Source organism: Cupriavidus sp. 05N38 (genome assembly GCF_056397345.1).
Map to the genome: position 1 here is coordinate 1 of NZ_JBFTNF010000023.1, position 13,932 is coordinate 13,932.

Sequence of the window (13,932 nt, forward strand, 5' to 3'; positions counted from 1 at the left end):
CGGCGCCGTCTTGCGCTCGATCAGCGATAACAGTTCCTGTCTTTCTTTCTTCGCCAACTTCACTGGCGTTGCATGGCGGCCTCGACTCATCCCGCCATGATATCCGAGGCGATTATTTATTCAAGCTATTTACGGGATGTTGTACTAGCCGGTGCCGGGCAGGACCGCGACCCCGAAGGCCGTTTCGTGATCGGCGGGCGGGGCAGTTCCCTTCACCAGCCTGACTGATAAACTGCATTGCCCGCTTCCGGTGGCGCGCGTATCGCTTGCGCCACAAGCGAAGGGCGCGACGCACAGCGCGCCAGACGAGCAGGGCTTCCACATCAATGGGCACAATTGTTGACTTTTGCGCCGTGCGTGTATGATCGTGCACCACGGTACGCGCGCCTCTCGGCAGTCGCCGCCTGTCGGATCAGTAATCGCCCATTTCTAGCATGACCTCTAACTTCGACGAAGCATCCCTGGAATCCTCCGACCGCAAGGCCCGCGGCATTCAGTCGATTGTCATCGGCTTCGAAGTGCTGGAGAAGATCGTCGAGGCGCCGGGACCTCTCGCGCTCAAGGACCTGGCTGCGGCAACGGGCATGGCTGCAAGCAAGCTGCGATTCTACCTGGTGAGTTTTCTCGATCTGGGTCTGGTTTCACAGGATCCGAGCAATGGCCGGTACAGTCTTGGCCCCGCGGCATTGAAATTGGGCCTGGCGGCACTGGAAAAGGTAGATGTGGTGCGGTCCAGCCATGGGGAGATGGTCGCCCTCTCGGATGCCTTGGGCTACACGACATTCCTTGCCGTCTGGGGAACGCACGGACCGACGATCGTGGACCGTGTGGACGGCCGGAATCGAACGGTTCTCGAGATTCGCGTTGGTAGCGTGCTCCCGCTCTTGTCATCGGCGATCGGGCTCGTCTACGCCGCTTTCCTGCCGCGCAGCGCGACCCAGTCGTTGCTCGAGCGGGAGGCTGAAAATGGTGTTGGCGCCTGGGCGCCGACACGGCCGGACTTCGATCTGGACGCCGCTTTGCAGAACATCCGGGCTTCGAGATTCGCAGTGGCCTCTGGCACCTTGCTCGCAGGGTTCACTGCCGTCGCCTCACCTGTTCTCGACCGTTCGAATGTGCCCGTTGCGGCGATCTCCGTCATCGGTCCGATTGGTCGTATGGACGACATGATCGACGGCCACGTCGTGCAGGCCTTGTTGGAGCTGACCACCCGGCTGAGCCGCCAGATTGGCTGGAGCGATGCCGCCGTGGGTCAATGAGCGCGACGGCAGCATCGTGCCGCGGTCGGGAATGCCCCTTCATCGAACTGCTGAGTCTAATGGTGCGCCGCAGCCTGGCTAAATTACAGGCACTCTGAGTGCCGATTTCGGCCCGAGACGCGAAGAAGGCTGAAAGTGAGTTCGGCCGCGAGTTGCATCGCTAGTCCCATTACCACGTCAAGAAATGGGTCTTGGGCTTCCTGCGGTGCCCCACTACCGATCGGCGTGTCTGTGATTGAAGTAGCATAGAGCCGTAGCCTTTCAGCATTTGCAAGCGCCTTATGATAGTTCTCACTGGCCATCGCCAATGCCCGCGCAAAGTTTGCCTGAGTATTCGAGATGGCGCGCAAATCCATCGACGCCGTGTTTCTAAGTGCATGGAAGAGGTCTGCATCTGCACGTGCATGGGCCAGCTTCAGTTCGTTTCTGGCGGCCCTGGCCGCGACCTCAAACTCTTTCTCTGATTCCCATCTCGTAATAGTCGGCGATTCGATTGACCAAGAGCAGTGGATTGAGTTCTTCACACATATCTCCTTCCGGTGAAGTCAATAAGCAGACGATCGGCAGGCCTTCGATCGCGCGGAAGTGCGGCCCGACGATGAAGCCGGTGGTCCTGGCTTTTGCTCTCACATCGGTATCCACCTTGACGGTTACCCGGCTATCTACTTTTGGCGGATTATTCCCATGTTGCGACTAGCCGTATAGTGTTCAACAGAGCTCGATCCTCCCTCACAACTGCACCAGCAACTCCCGCTATTGTGTCAAGACGGCGATGGCCGGGCTGTTACGAACATCGCTCCGATATTTCCAGGCAATGTCCTTCAAGCCCGTCTTCTCTTGCGTCAGTCTGAATTGTTGGAAGGCAATTCAAGCATTGCGCGGTCAGCCGGCCGAGCGCCCGTTCAGGCGGCCTTGGCCAGCATTCCATGTGGATCGATCACAAACTTCTTCGCGACCCCGGAATCGAACTGGGCGTAGCCTTCAGGCGCCTGGGCCAGACTGATAACCTGGACATTCACAATTTCCGCGATCTGGATTCGATCCCAAAGGATGGCCTGCATCAGGTTTCGGTTGTACTTCATTACGGGCGTTTGACCAGTAAAGAAGCTATGCGACTTTGCCCAGCCCAAGCCAAGACGGACCGACAGGCTTCCGCGCTGCGCGGCCGGGTCGGTCGCACCTGGGTCGTCGGTAACATAAAGCCCGGGAATGCCAATCTTGCCTGCAACACGCGTCACCTCCATCAACGAGTTCAGGACTGTTGCCGGCGCTTCGGTCTGCGAGCCGCTATGGCCGTGTCCGCGCGCTTCGAATCCAACGCAGTCAATCGCACAATCGACTTCTGGCTCGCCTAGAATCTCAGCGATTTGCTCTCCAAGGGATGCGTCTTCGGAAAGATCCACAGTCTGAAAGCCAACGCGCCGCGCATGTTCCAGGCGAGCCTTGTTCACATCTCCCACGATAGTCACTGCAGCGCCCAGGAGCCGCGCCGATGCGGCGGCGGCCATCCCCACAGGCCCGGCACCGGCCACGTACACGGTTGCCCCGGGACCAACTCCTGCCGTTACCGCACCGTGGTACCCGGTTGGCAGAATATCGGATAAGCAGGTGAGATCCCTTATCTTGCTCATCGCCCGATCGCGATCCGGGAACTTCAGCAGATTGAAGTCTGCGTACGGCACCATGACATATTCGGCCTGGCCGCCAATCCAGCCACCCATGTCTACATAGCCATACGCACCGCCGGGACGACCCGGATTCACACTCAAACATACGCCAGTGTTCTGCGCCTTGCACATCGGGCAGCGTCCGCAAGCCACGTTGAACGGTACGGAGACCAGGTCGCCTCTCTGGRGCGTTGTGACGTCAGAGCCGATGTCGATGACTTCGCCCGTAATTTCGTGACCCAGAACCAACCCCGCAGGAGCGGTCGTGCGACCACGAACCATGTGCTGATCCGACCCGCAGATATTGGTGGATACCACACGAAGCACCACCCCATGATTTGCCTTTCTCCCGTTCGGTTCTACCAAGTCAGGAAAAGCGATAGCCTGCACCTCGACTTTCCCGGGGCCGACATACACCACACCTCTGTTCGCTGCCATTACCGTCTCCTTGATTAATACTCTATTGCAAYTGCCACCGCGCAACCCAGGCTACCAGCGTGGCCCGTACAGCAGCTGACTTGGCAGGACCGGTTGTGCGGAGCCTTCGGATTGTTCGCGCAACAGCCTGTCGATGACCCGTGCCGCGTGAAGCGAGCCTGCATCAGCGAGCGTGTTGACTTCGGGGCGATCGATCACGCGGCCCTCTCTTGCCTTGTGCTGCTCTTCGAACACTTCCCTGTCTTCCGTAAATGCAGTTTCGACTTCCCGAAATATGAGCTCGGTAACTTCAGGCTTGTCCAGGTCGTGGTTGTGAACCTGACCCCAGAAGTAATGCGTCGTGTGCTCCGTCTCCGGGGTCATGGCATTCAGATTCAACCACTCCATCTTCCGGGCGTTCGCGGCTTCCTCTGGTGTCATGCCCGGCTTCATTGCCCCGACATATAGCCGACAGAACGCGGGTGGCATGAAGTGGATGATCTGCCAACGGTCGACCCGCTCGAACGGAATCACCGCAGCGCGCACATAGGAGGGCGGGGGAGGCACGTTGCGCATCCATCGATTCACGCGAACTTCGCTTTCGCCTCGATCGAACGTTACCTTGGCTTCGTCGACCACCGCTTTATTCCCAATGGTCGATTTATGCACGAAGCTCAGATGGCTCAGGTCGAGTAGATTCTCGACAATGAGCTTGAAGCTGGCGTTGACATGGAAACGAGTGGACTTTCCGCGCCAGTTTGGGTCGTCAAACCAGTGACGCTACGGATCCGTCGGTACCGCGGAACAGTACGACAGGTTCGTCGCAGATTCTCCTGGCCAACATGCCACCTGCCGGCACCTCTTCGGCGATCGCCGCCACATACCAATAGTTTCTAAGAAAAGTCATGAAAAATCCTTACTATGTTTCGCCACACACGGCCAATCCGGCGAGGCCGGTAGGAGTTGCCGGGCCTACGAGGCGATATTGAAACGTCTCAAAGCCAGGCGCCTTTATCCGACGCTCGCTATCACAAGCGCCTTGCAGCGCGACACCGAAAAACGTGCATTCGTCATCCGGGTTGCAATCCACATGACAAGAAGCACGGCAACTAGCGCCGCGTAGAGGGCAGTCGTATTGCCCGGATCAAGCACGCCGGGGAGGTTTCGGTTCGCAAAGAACTGGTGCCCTTCGACCGGCGCAGTCAGCGCGCCGGAAATGGCTGCGAGAGCCGCACCCAGTGCAAGAACCAGGGCAGAAGGGCGTGCCGCATCGACTCCGCGAGCGGGCATCACCGTGCCTTGGGTGGCCGCAAGAAGCTGGTCTAAGCGGGCGCGCCCATATGGATGGCGCGGCGCGAGTTGCTCCATGGGCAAGCCCGCCGGCATCAAGAGAGCGGCTGGACCGGCCACACCGAGCGTAAAGCTACCTGGTCCGCCTGTTAGGGCTGCGCAGCGGTGCGCGTCGGCAAGGTCCAGCGATCCGCGTGCAAGGTTGAACACTCCCATGAGGCCGAACCCCAATTTCGGCCCGGCCCCGACGGCGCATAGCGTCAGACAGAATTGTGGTGCTTTAGGCGCTTCTTCGGTCGCAAATCCCATCGTTCGTCTCCATCGCCTGCTGTTGTGTGCAACTACGTTATATGAATGCAACTATATTTTATGAGGGCGCGAGAAGTCAACGAGAGTCACGGGTGCAATTCGTAAGTGAAAACCCTAGTCTCCATTTTGGTTGCACGCGTTTAATATTGTTGCAAACGACAGTGGGTGAGGAGACAAACATGCATGGACACCTATCGAGGCATGCCCTGGCGCGGACGTCGTCGGCGTCACTTTCAGCCGTTTCTGACAGGGGCGAGCGATATATCCCCGATTTCTTCGGCGTGTTCCGCCATCACGATGGGCTGGCGGAACACGCTGCCGCCTCCCGGAGCGGAAGGTCCCAAGCGGGCATGTGTTGGCGCCGAACTACCTGACCGGCAAGGATCCAATGGGCCTTGGCGCAGGCCCAACTCAAATCGGTATGGCAACTTCAAATCGAGCCGAAACCAAATGACCATGACTCGCGCGAAATGGTGGGGCCGCCGAATGGCTCCATCGGATTCGCGAATTGAAGCAAGGTGGTCACAGACTATATTGGCCCATACGTGAGTCAGTGCGCCGCCCCCAATAACCAATGATTAGACTTATCTCGCACGCATCATGAACGCCCCCCTACTGACTCTGAAAGTGGCACATAAGGCCGACGAAGCCGTCGATATCTGCTCGTTCGTGCTAGTGGATCCATCCGGCAAGTCGCTTCCCGCGTTTTCCGCCGGCTCGCATATCGACGTCCACGGTCCATCGGGGCTGGTGCGCCAGTACTCGCTATGCAACGCCGCGAATGAAACCGCGCATTATCAGATCGGCGTCCTGCGGGATCCCGGCTCGCGTGGTGGATCCGTCGCCATGCACGACGGCATCCAGGAAGGCGATCTTCTTCACGTCAGCGAACCAAGAAATCACTTTCCGCTTGAGCACGCGGCCAAGCGTTCATTGTTGTTGGCCGGTGGAATCGGCGTAACCCCGATTCTGTGCATGGCAGAAAGTCTTTCCAGCATAGGTGCACCTTTCGAGATGCACTATTGCACCCGATCGCGGCAACGTACTGCGTTCGCTGAGCGTATTTCGACGTCTGCGTTTTCCGCCCAGGTCATGTTCCACTTTGACGATGGGCCCGACGATCAGAAGCTGGATATCGTCGCGCTCTTGCGAAATCCCGACCCCGAAACGCATCTCTACGTATGTGGCCCCGCGGGTTTCCTCGAGTTCGTCCTGTCCACCGCGCGCGCGCAGGGCTGGCAAGCGCCGTTCATTCACTACGAGTACTTCGGCGCGGCTGTCGGCGGGGCAGAAGAGGACAAGGCCTTCGATGTGAAGATAAATAGTACCGGCAGGGTCTATCGAATCGCGGCGGACAAATCCGTGGCCGTTGCGCTGGCAGAACGAGGCGTCGAAATCCCCGTGTCCTGCGAGCAAGGCGTGTGTGGCACATGCGTGACACGCGTGCTGGAAGGGGAATTGGATCACCGTGACCACTATTTTACTGACGCCGAGCACGCCCGGAATGATCAGTTCACTCCCTGCTGTTCCCGTTCAAAAGGCGAAATGCTGGTCCTGGACCTGTGAAAGGCCGGCTGGCCGCCCACTACGGCGCGCGCTTTCACTCCTCAATGGATAAATCAAAATGAATTACGTAAAGAACGCCTGGTATGTCGCGGCTTGGTCCGACGAAGTGAAGGCAGGCGAGATGTTCCATCGGACATTACTGGACGAAGGACTTGTGTTCTATCGTCGAGGCGACGGCCAGCCGGTTGCCTTGCTTGACCGCTGTCCGCACCGCTTCATTCCGCTGCACATGGGCACACTCCACGGCGACATCGTGGAGTGTTGCTACCATGGCCTGCAATTCGATTGCACCGGCCGTTGCGTGCACAACCCGCATGGCGAAGGAAGGATTCCCGCCGCTGCGCGAGTGCGGGCCTTCCCCGCGGTGGACCGCCACCAGATGCTATGGGTCTGGATGGGCGACAAGCCGGCCGATGAGAGTCTCATACCCGACTACAGTGTGCTTGATGGCGAGAGCGGCTATGAAACCTCACGGGGCTACTTCGTCATGGAGGCGGACTACGAACTGCTGGGAGAGAATCTGCTCGATCTGAGCCATGTCCCCTTCCTGCACAGTGGCTTGCTGGGCAGTCCTGAAATGGCCCGTGGGTTGCCAACCGTGCGGGAAGCCGATGGGGGATTGCAGGTCGACCGCTGGATGCCCAATATTCAGATACCCAAGGTGTTTGATCTGCTTTTCCGAGGGGACGGCAAGCCCGTCGATATGTGGAATAACATGCGATGGAATCCCCCTTCGGCGTTCCTGCTGGATACGGGCGTACACGCCCCGGGCGAATCCCGCGAGCACGGCGCGTGGTACTACGGCGTGCACATTCTGACTCCCCAGACTGCACGAACGACTCACTACTACTTCGCCTCGGCACGTCTTCCCAGGGAAACGCTTGCCCCGGAGTTCGACATCGAACTTGCGAAGCTTCGCCGCATCGCCTTCTTCGACCAGGACAAACCAATCCTGGAAGCGCAACAGCGGGCCATCGGCGATGCTGACTTCTGGTCGCTGAAGCCGGCTTTGTTTGAAGTGGATGTGGGCCCGGTGCGTATGCGGCGGATGCTGGAGGCAATGGTCGCCCGGGAAGAGGCAGAAAACGGGAAAACCGGCGCCGCCAACCATCGGATCGTCGAGAAAGGATAGAAGCGGGCGATCCTCACGGTCTGGTGATCCGGCCCCTTGTCTTGGGGTTTCGCGCGCGCTGAATTTCAATCGATTGGCTATCCAAGCCTTCGGATATTGGACGACCACACCTAAGCGCCGCTGAGTTCTCTCCCCTTGTTTTCCTTGTTGCGCCGTGCCGTATGGCACGGCGCCGTCCCCCCTTTTGCCCTTTCGAGCGACCGGGCGATCTGACCATGCCCAACGTCTTGCGAAAAAAACCTCGCCTGCGAACGCACGCGACAACGGTTTCGAACTAACCACCTGGCAACGAAGAGCACTTGACTGGGGATTCAGCATCAAGTCTGCCGACCTGCACCGCAGTCGCCACTGCCTCTTTAAACCATACAACAAGTGCATTAAAAAAATGGAGGAGAACCATGAAGTTAAATTACGTCGCAATGACTGCATTGATRTCGTTCCCATTGATTTCCGCTGCACAGTCTGTGACTTTGTATGGCGTAGTTGACACCGGCATTGAGTATGTCAACAACATTGGTGCGAAAAAGGATAGCGTGGTCCGAATTCCGGGCACGACTGGTTCAGTTCCGTCCCRCTGGGGCATCCGCGGCACCGAAGACCTGGGTGGGGGTGTGAATGCGGTCTTCGTCCTTGAGTCCGGATTCTCACCCGACAGCGGAGTGTCCAATCAGGCCGGACGGCTCTTTGGTCGCCAAGCCTATGTCGGGCTTAATGGCTTGTGGGGGCAAGTGGCGTTTGGCAGGCAATACACCATGCTGTTCTGGTCAACACTTGACGCGGATCTTCTGGGGCCGAACGCGTTCGGTTCGGCGTCCCTAGATCCGGGGATCGCGAACGCGCGAAGCGACAATACTATTTCGTATAAGGGCAAGTTCGGAGGCATGACGGCAGGAGCAACCTATAGCTTTGGCAGGGATGTCGCCAATGCGTCGAGTCCTGCGGGAACCAATTGTGCTGGCGAAAATCCGGCGGATAAACGCGCCTGCACGGAGTGGTCAGTTCTATTGCAGTACGAAACCCGGAATTGGGGTGTTAGCACCGCCTACGATTCAATGCGAGGCGGGCCGGGCGCGTTTGGCGGCCTCACCAGGAGCAGTCTCACCGACGATCGCTTTACCATCAACGGCTACGCACTTGTTGGCAACGCCAAGCTTGGCGCGGGCGTGATCCGGCGAGACAACAAGGGAAGTACGACTCCCCGCAGCAACTTGTGGTTTGTCGGCGGGTCACTCGCCATCACGCCTGCCTGGAATATCGACACGGAGGCCCATTACCTGAAGTTCTCCAATAGTCCGAACAAGGCGTGGCTATTCGTGGCTCGAACGACCTATGATTTTTCAAAGCGAACGAGGGTCTACGGGAGCGTCGGCTACATTGACAATCGAGGTGACCTGGCCATTTCCGTCAGTAGCGCGGCAGCCGGTTCAAATCCGGCTTCTGGGGGAAACCAACTTGGGCTGATGGTGGGGATCAAACATATCTTCTGACCAGGGCGCCAGATGGACGTGTGCAGAATCACTACCAGTACACACCAGTTTTCGCCTGTTTGTCGTTGTATCGGACACGGCATATGAATCTTCGCGCGGACCTGTCACGGCGGCGAAGACGCCGCGAGCAAGGATAGCGAGATCAACCTCGATTCCGGCGAACTAACCACAACTTCATCTGATTTGGCCGCGACGACCACGCCGGAGCGCGATGCATCCGCACGTTGGCATGTCCGGTCAAAAAGGAAATTCGTAATTCCCATTGCCACACTGGGCTTAGTGCAACAACGGAGGGTAATTTGATGTTGAATCCACGCCACGATGAAATGAGTGACATCGATGCTATCGCGAGACCGGGCGCGGGCATTCCGCAGGATGAATGCACGGTACGACAGGCAGTGTTTGAACTGCTTCGTTCGTTGAATATGACCACGATATTTGGCAATCCTGGAACCACGGAGCTACCGATGTTCCACGATTTCCCCGAAGATTTCAGGTACATCCTGGGATTACAGGAGTCGGTGGTGGTCGGCATGGCCGATGGATTCGCCCAAGCAAGTGGAGGCGCCGCCCTGGTGAATCTTCATTCTGCAGCCGGGGTGGGGCATGCAATGGGAAATATATACACGGCTTTCAAGAATCAAACGCCCTTGGTGATCACCGCAGGCCAGCAAGACAGGTCAATTCTTCCGTATGACCCCTTCTTGTTCTCGGCGCAGCCGACGGAGCTCCCAAAACCCTACGTTAAATGGGCGTGCGAGCCGGCGAGAGCTGAGGATGTCCCCGCGGCTATCGCTCGCGCCTACTACATCGCCATGCAGGCTCCCCGCGGACCAACCTTTGTGTCCATCCCGATGGATGACTGGAACAGGCCCGCTTCCCTTGTTGCGACACGCGAGGTTAGCTTCGGGTTGCGTCCCGACCCGCAGGCGATTGCCGGTCTTGCGGAGGCCTTGAAAACCGCACGCAACCCGGTGTTCGTGGTTGGCGCCGGTGTTGATCGCGACGGCGCCTGGGGGGATATGCTGAGGCTTGCGGAGCAATATCAGGGGCATGTCTGGGTCAGCCCCATGTCGGCGCGTTGCAGTTTCCCGGAAGACCACGCGTTATTTGCGGGATTCCTGCCACCGTATCGCGAACGAATCGTTGAGTGTCTCCACGATCATGACGTTATCTGTGTCGTGGGCGCCCCGGTATTTTCTTACCATGCGGCAGGGGTGGGGCCTCACATTCCGGTCGGCTCGAAACTGTATCAGCTAACGGACGATCCGGACCATGCAGCGGGATGCGCCGAAGGTACCTCGATTCGATGCACCCTTCGCCTCGGTGTTCGAGACCTGCTGGCCTGCAATACCGCCGCCGCTCCGCCCCGGCGCCGCGGCCGCCAATCGCCTCCCCGCGTGAGCATGGGCAGCGGCATTAGCACGGCCTTCCTGATGCAGACGTTGTCGGAGAGTCGCCCCGCAAACAGTGTGGTGGTTGAGGAGGCGGCCTCCAGCCGTATCGCGATGCAGAGTTACCTCCACATCAATGAACCCAAGAGTTTCTTTACATGTTCGAGCGGGGGGCTGGGGCATGCCATGCCCGCATCGGTCGGCGTCGCACTCGCTGATCCGAGCCGCCGGACGATCGGCCTGTTTGGCGACGGATCAAGCATGTACGCGATCCAGTCGCTTTGGACAGCGGCGCAGCTAAAACTCCCGATGACGATGATCATCGTAAATAACCAGCGGTATGCGGCACTTGAAAACTATGCAGCGCACTTCGATCTGCCAGAACCCGTTGGAACAAGTATTCCAGCCATCGATTTTGTGGCTTTGGCAAGGGCACAAGGATGGAACGGAAAGCGGGTGTCAGATCCGGGAGAGCTTCATCGCGATCTGGAGATCGCATTGAGGTCGAATGAACCATTTCTTGTCGAGGTGACAATAGTCGACTGAAAGCCGCTGCTGGGGAAATGGCGGACGAAACGGGTCTGGCCGGGATGATGACGTCCGCCTTTGCGTTTCGTCGCTGACTTCGTACGGATCGCAAATAGTTGACGGCCGGCGAAGATGCGATCCGGGGAATACTGAATGCGTTAAGGGAAGATCGTATGTCTAAGATCGATGAAATGAGTGGAGCATATCGTTTTCAGGATGAGTATAGGCATTTCATAGGCGGGGAATGGGTTGCATCAATCGAAGGAGGGACGATTGATCAGATCAATCCATCGACCGGAAGCGTGTTGAGCCGAATCCAGTCGGGTGGGAAGAAGGACGTGGACCGGGCAGTGGAGGCTGCCGCGCTGGCGTTCAGATCCTGGTCGCGGTCCGGTGCGGCGCAGCGGCAGGCGCTACTGCTTGAGTTCGCTCGCCGCGTGCGCGCCAGGCAGAAAGACTATGCCTTGATGGAGACCTTGAGCAACGGAAAGACCATCAGCGAGGCCAGCTTTTGGGATATTCCGCTCGTCGCGGAGCAGTTTGAGCTGTTTTCGGGGGCTGCCTACAGCCTCGCGGGCGAGACGCGCGACTATCCGGATGCCGTCGGATTGGTGCACCGCGAGCCGCTGGGGGTGTGCGCACAAGTGATACCGTGGAACGTGCCGCTGCTGATGATGGCCGCAAAGATCGCCCCTGCGATCGTTGCCGGAAATACGGTCGTGCTCAAACCTGCGGAGACTGCTTGTCTTGCGGTATTGGAGTTCTTCCGTGAAATGAGTGACATTATTCCGCCGGGCGTGGTGAACGTCGTGACGGGATATGGGGCGGAGATTGGTGAAGCGCTGGTGACGCATCCGCTGGTGCGCAAAGTTGCATTCACCGGGTCCTTGGCTACGGCAAGGAGGATCTCTCAGTACGCGTCCGTGAACATGATTCCGCAGACCATGGAGCTAGGCGGGAAGTCGGCGCAGATAGTTTGCCCGAGCGCGAACGTGGATGCGGCGGTGGAGGGGGCGGCAGTCTCGACGGTGTTCAACAAGGGTGAAGTCTGCTTGGCCGGCTCTCGGGTATTCGTGCATGAGTCGATCAAGGATGAGTTTATCGACAAGCTTCTTGGCGTGATTGGCCGAATCAGGGTAGGCGACCCGCTCGATTCCCGGACGCAACTAGGGGCGCTCGCATCGAGGAATCAGTTCGACAAGGTATGTGGCTACTTCAAAATCGCGAGGGAGGAGGGGGCGACTGTTGCGATTGGTGGAGACGTCGCGCACGTGGAGGGCATGGAGAATGGCTTCTTTGTCATGCCAACGGTGCTTACCGACGTGGATAACCGGATGCGGGTCGCGCAAGAGGAGATCTTCGGGCCGGTTACCTGTGTGATGACCTGGGCGGAGGAGGAGGAAGTCATTCATCAGGCAAACGACTCGCCTTATGGTCTGGCGGGAGGCTTGTGGACTCGGGATCTCACCCAGGCACATCGCCTGGCAAAGGCGATGGAGACAGGGACCGTATGGGTAAACCGGTACTTCAACCACCGGCCCGGCATGGCACTTGGCGGCTATAAGCAGAGCGGCTACGGACGCGAGTTCGCACATGACATCTTGCGTGAATACACGCATACCAAAGGCGTTGTCGTGAGTCTGGATGATGGTCCGGTGGGAATCTTTTCCTGACTGCCGGCCACTGGGGTCGGAGGGCTTGTCAGAAGTTTTGTGTGCAGGGCAACTGCCCTGCACACAAAGAAACTGACAGGCCCGTCTCCGTAGGCTGGGGTACTCTGCTCAACATTGGTCGCCTTGCTCCTGGCCGGCAGCCTAACAAACCTGCGTTAGATGAACGTGGGGCCAGTTCGTTGCCGTCAAGCGCGATCCTCTCGAATTCCCGGATATTTTCCCCTGTTGTGCGAAGAGGCCAACAAGTGGGGGGCAGATCCCAAACCAGCCTTGGTGTCGGCGCGAATGGGATATGGAACCCGTGCGACGGTCTAGTTCACGACTCTGCTGACCGGGACATCGCTCAACCTACTCCTTGTAAGACGGGTCGGTCCGATCCAGAAGCCGAAGCAGTGCCCGCCAGTCGCGCCCTTGCAGGATCTCTGTGTCGCCGCCGAACTGCTCGGCGGTGCGAACGCAAACGTCCGCCGAGGGCAACGTCAGTTGTCTTTGCCCCGCCAGTGCACTGACCTGGATCTGGCACGCGCGCTCAAGGTAGTACATCTCCTTGAATGCATCCGCCACGGTAGCGCCGATAGTCAGCAAGCCATGATTACGCAGGATCAGGACATTCTTGTTGCCGAGATCGCGGACTAGGCGGCTCTGTTCATCGAGATCGAGTGCGACGCCTTCGAAGTCATGATAGGCGAGACGATCATAGAATCTCAGCGCATGCTGCGAGATCGGAAGCAGTCCTTCCACCTGGGTCGATACTGCGATGCCTGCGGCGGTATGTGTATGCAGGGCGCAGACGGCATCGGGGCGAGCCTTATGTATGGCGCCGTGGATGACGAATCCCGCCGGGTTCACGTCTAGCGGTATGTCATCGACCAGGTTGCCGTGTATGTCGACCTTGACCAGATTGGAGGCCGATACTTCCTCGTAGAGGAGGCCAAAGGGATTGATCAGATAGTGGTGCGGAGAACCTGGGACGCTCGCCGAGATGTGATTGTAGATCCAATCCGTCATTCTGAAATGAGCCATCAGGCGGTAACAGGCCGCGAGATCGACACGCATCTCCCATTCGGCGGCATCGATGTGAGCCGCTTTCTTCCGGCAGTTTGCCAGGACATGCAGGAGTTCGGGGTTTGACAATGACATACCAAGGTCCTCTGGTTTTTGTGGGTGAACTGCGGGCCCGTTGCGCGGCCCGCTTCATGGAAGAACTAAT

General features: G+C 58.4%; 10 protein-coding genes and 1 pseudogene. 6 read left to right on the forward strand and 5 right to left on the reverse strand.

Going from position 1 to position 13,932, the window contains the following annotated elements; translation table 11 throughout:
• The first annotated feature begins 434 nt into the window (after positions 1–434).
• Entirely contained in the window at positions 435–1,259 is an 825-nt protein-coding gene (locus AC1DK4_RS17885; protein ID WP_441616513.1) for an IclR family transcriptional regulator, read from the forward strand.
• 83 nt (positions 1,260–1,342) lie between these two features.
• Here AC1DK4_RS17885 and AC1DK4_RS17890 read toward each other — a convergent pair whose 3' ends face one another.
• The 4 genes and pseudogenes from AC1DK4_RS17890 to AC1DK4_RS17905 form a co-directional block, all read right to left on the reverse strand.
• Positions 1,343–1,783, reverse strand: a complete 441-nt coding sequence (locus tag AC1DK4_RS17890; protein ID WP_441616515.1) for a hypothetical protein — start codon at positions 1,781–1,783, stop codon at positions 1,343–1,345.
• Positions 1,784–2,161: 378 nt separating this feature from the next.
• Positions 2,162–3,364 (reverse strand): formaldehyde dehydrogenase, glutathione-independent, encoded by a 1,203-nt coding sequence (gene fdhA, locus AC1DK4_RS17895; protein WP_477131673.1) that lies wholly within the window; start codon positions 3,362–3,364, stop codon positions 2,162–2,164.
• 51 nt (positions 3,365–3,415) lie between these two features.
• Positions 3,416–4,060: pseudogene (locus AC1DK4_RS17900) on the reverse strand (hypothetical protein); the annotation flags it as partial.
• Positions 4,061–4,354: 294 nt separating this feature from the next.
• Complete coding sequence (locus AC1DK4_RS17905; RefSeq protein ID WP_441616521.1) at positions 4,355–4,942, reverse strand: hypothetical protein; 588 nt, start codon at positions 4,940–4,942, stop codon at positions 4,355–4,357.
• 600 nt (positions 4,943–5,542) lie between these two features.
• On the opposite strand from AC1DK4_RS17905, the gene AC1DK4_RS17910 reads away from it, so the two are divergent.
• The 5 genes from AC1DK4_RS17910 (at position 5,543) to AC1DK4_RS17930 (ending at position 12,722) form a co-directional block, all read left to right on the forward strand.
• Positions 5,543–6,508: a PDR/VanB family oxidoreductase gene (locus tag AC1DK4_RS17910; RefSeq protein ID WP_441616523.1), complete on the forward strand. Its 966-nt coding sequence runs from the start codon at positions 5,543–5,545 to the stop codon at positions 6,506–6,508.
• Positions 6,509–6,566: 58 nt separating this feature from the next.
• Entirely contained in the window at positions 6,567–7,640 is a 1,074-nt protein-coding gene (locus tag AC1DK4_RS17915; RefSeq protein ID WP_441616525.1) for an aromatic ring-hydroxylating dioxygenase subunit alpha, read from the forward strand.
• 398 nt (positions 7,641–8,038) lie between these two features.
• Positions 8,039–9,127: a porin gene (locus tag AC1DK4_RS17920; RefSeq protein WP_477131674.1), complete on the forward strand. Its 1,089-nt coding sequence runs from the start codon at positions 8,039–8,041 to the stop codon at positions 9,125–9,127.
• Positions 9,128–9,453: 326 nt separating this feature from the next.
• Complete coding sequence (gene mdlC / locus AC1DK4_RS17925; protein WP_441616826.1) at positions 9,454–11,067, forward strand: benzoylformate decarboxylase; 1,614 nt, start codon at positions 9,454–9,456, stop codon at positions 11,065–11,067.
• Positions 11,068–11,222: 155 nt separating this feature from the next.
• Complete coding sequence (locus AC1DK4_RS17930; protein ID WP_441616529.1) at positions 11,223–12,722, forward strand: aldehyde dehydrogenase family protein; 1,500 nt, start codon at positions 11,223–11,225, stop codon at positions 12,720–12,722.
• 348 nt (positions 12,723–13,070) lie between these two features.
• Here the strand turns inward: AC1DK4_RS17930 and AC1DK4_RS17935 are convergent, their stop codons facing one another.
• Positions 13,071–13,862 carry a class II aldolase/adducin family protein gene (locus AC1DK4_RS17935; protein WP_441649927.1) on the reverse strand — a complete coding sequence of 264 codons (792 nt, stop codon included), beginning with the start codon at positions 13,860–13,862 and terminating at the stop codon, positions 13,071–13,073.
• Positions 13,863–13,932: the final 70 nt, after the last annotated feature.

Coding starts and splice junctions, on each gene's coding strand:
- AC1DK4_RS17885 (WP_441616513.1), top strand. CDS start 435: ATGACCTCTAACTTCGACGAAGCATCCCTGGAATCCTCCGACCGCAAG.
- AC1DK4_RS17905 (WP_441616521.1), bottom strand. CDS start 4,942: ATGGGATTTGCGACCGAAGAAGCGCCTAAAGCACCACAATTCTGTCTG.
- AC1DK4_RS17910 (WP_441616523.1), top strand. CDS start 5,543: ATGAACGCCCCCCTACTGACTCTGAAAGTGGCACATAAGGCCGACGAA.
- AC1DK4_RS17915 (WP_441616525.1), top strand. CDS start 6,567: ATGAATTACGTAAAGAACGCCTGGTATGTCGCGGCTTGGTCCGACGAA.
- mdlC (WP_441616826.1), top strand. CDS start 9,454: ATGAGTGACATCGATGCTATCGCGAGACCGGGCGCGGGCATTCCGCAG.
- AC1DK4_RS17930 (WP_441616529.1), top strand. CDS start 11,223: ATGTCTAAGATCGATGAAATGAGTGGAGCATATCGTTTTCAGGATGAG.
- AC1DK4_RS17935 (WP_441649927.1), bottom strand. CDS start 13,862: ATGTCATTGTCAAACCCCGAACTCCTGCATGTCCTGGCAAACTGCCGG.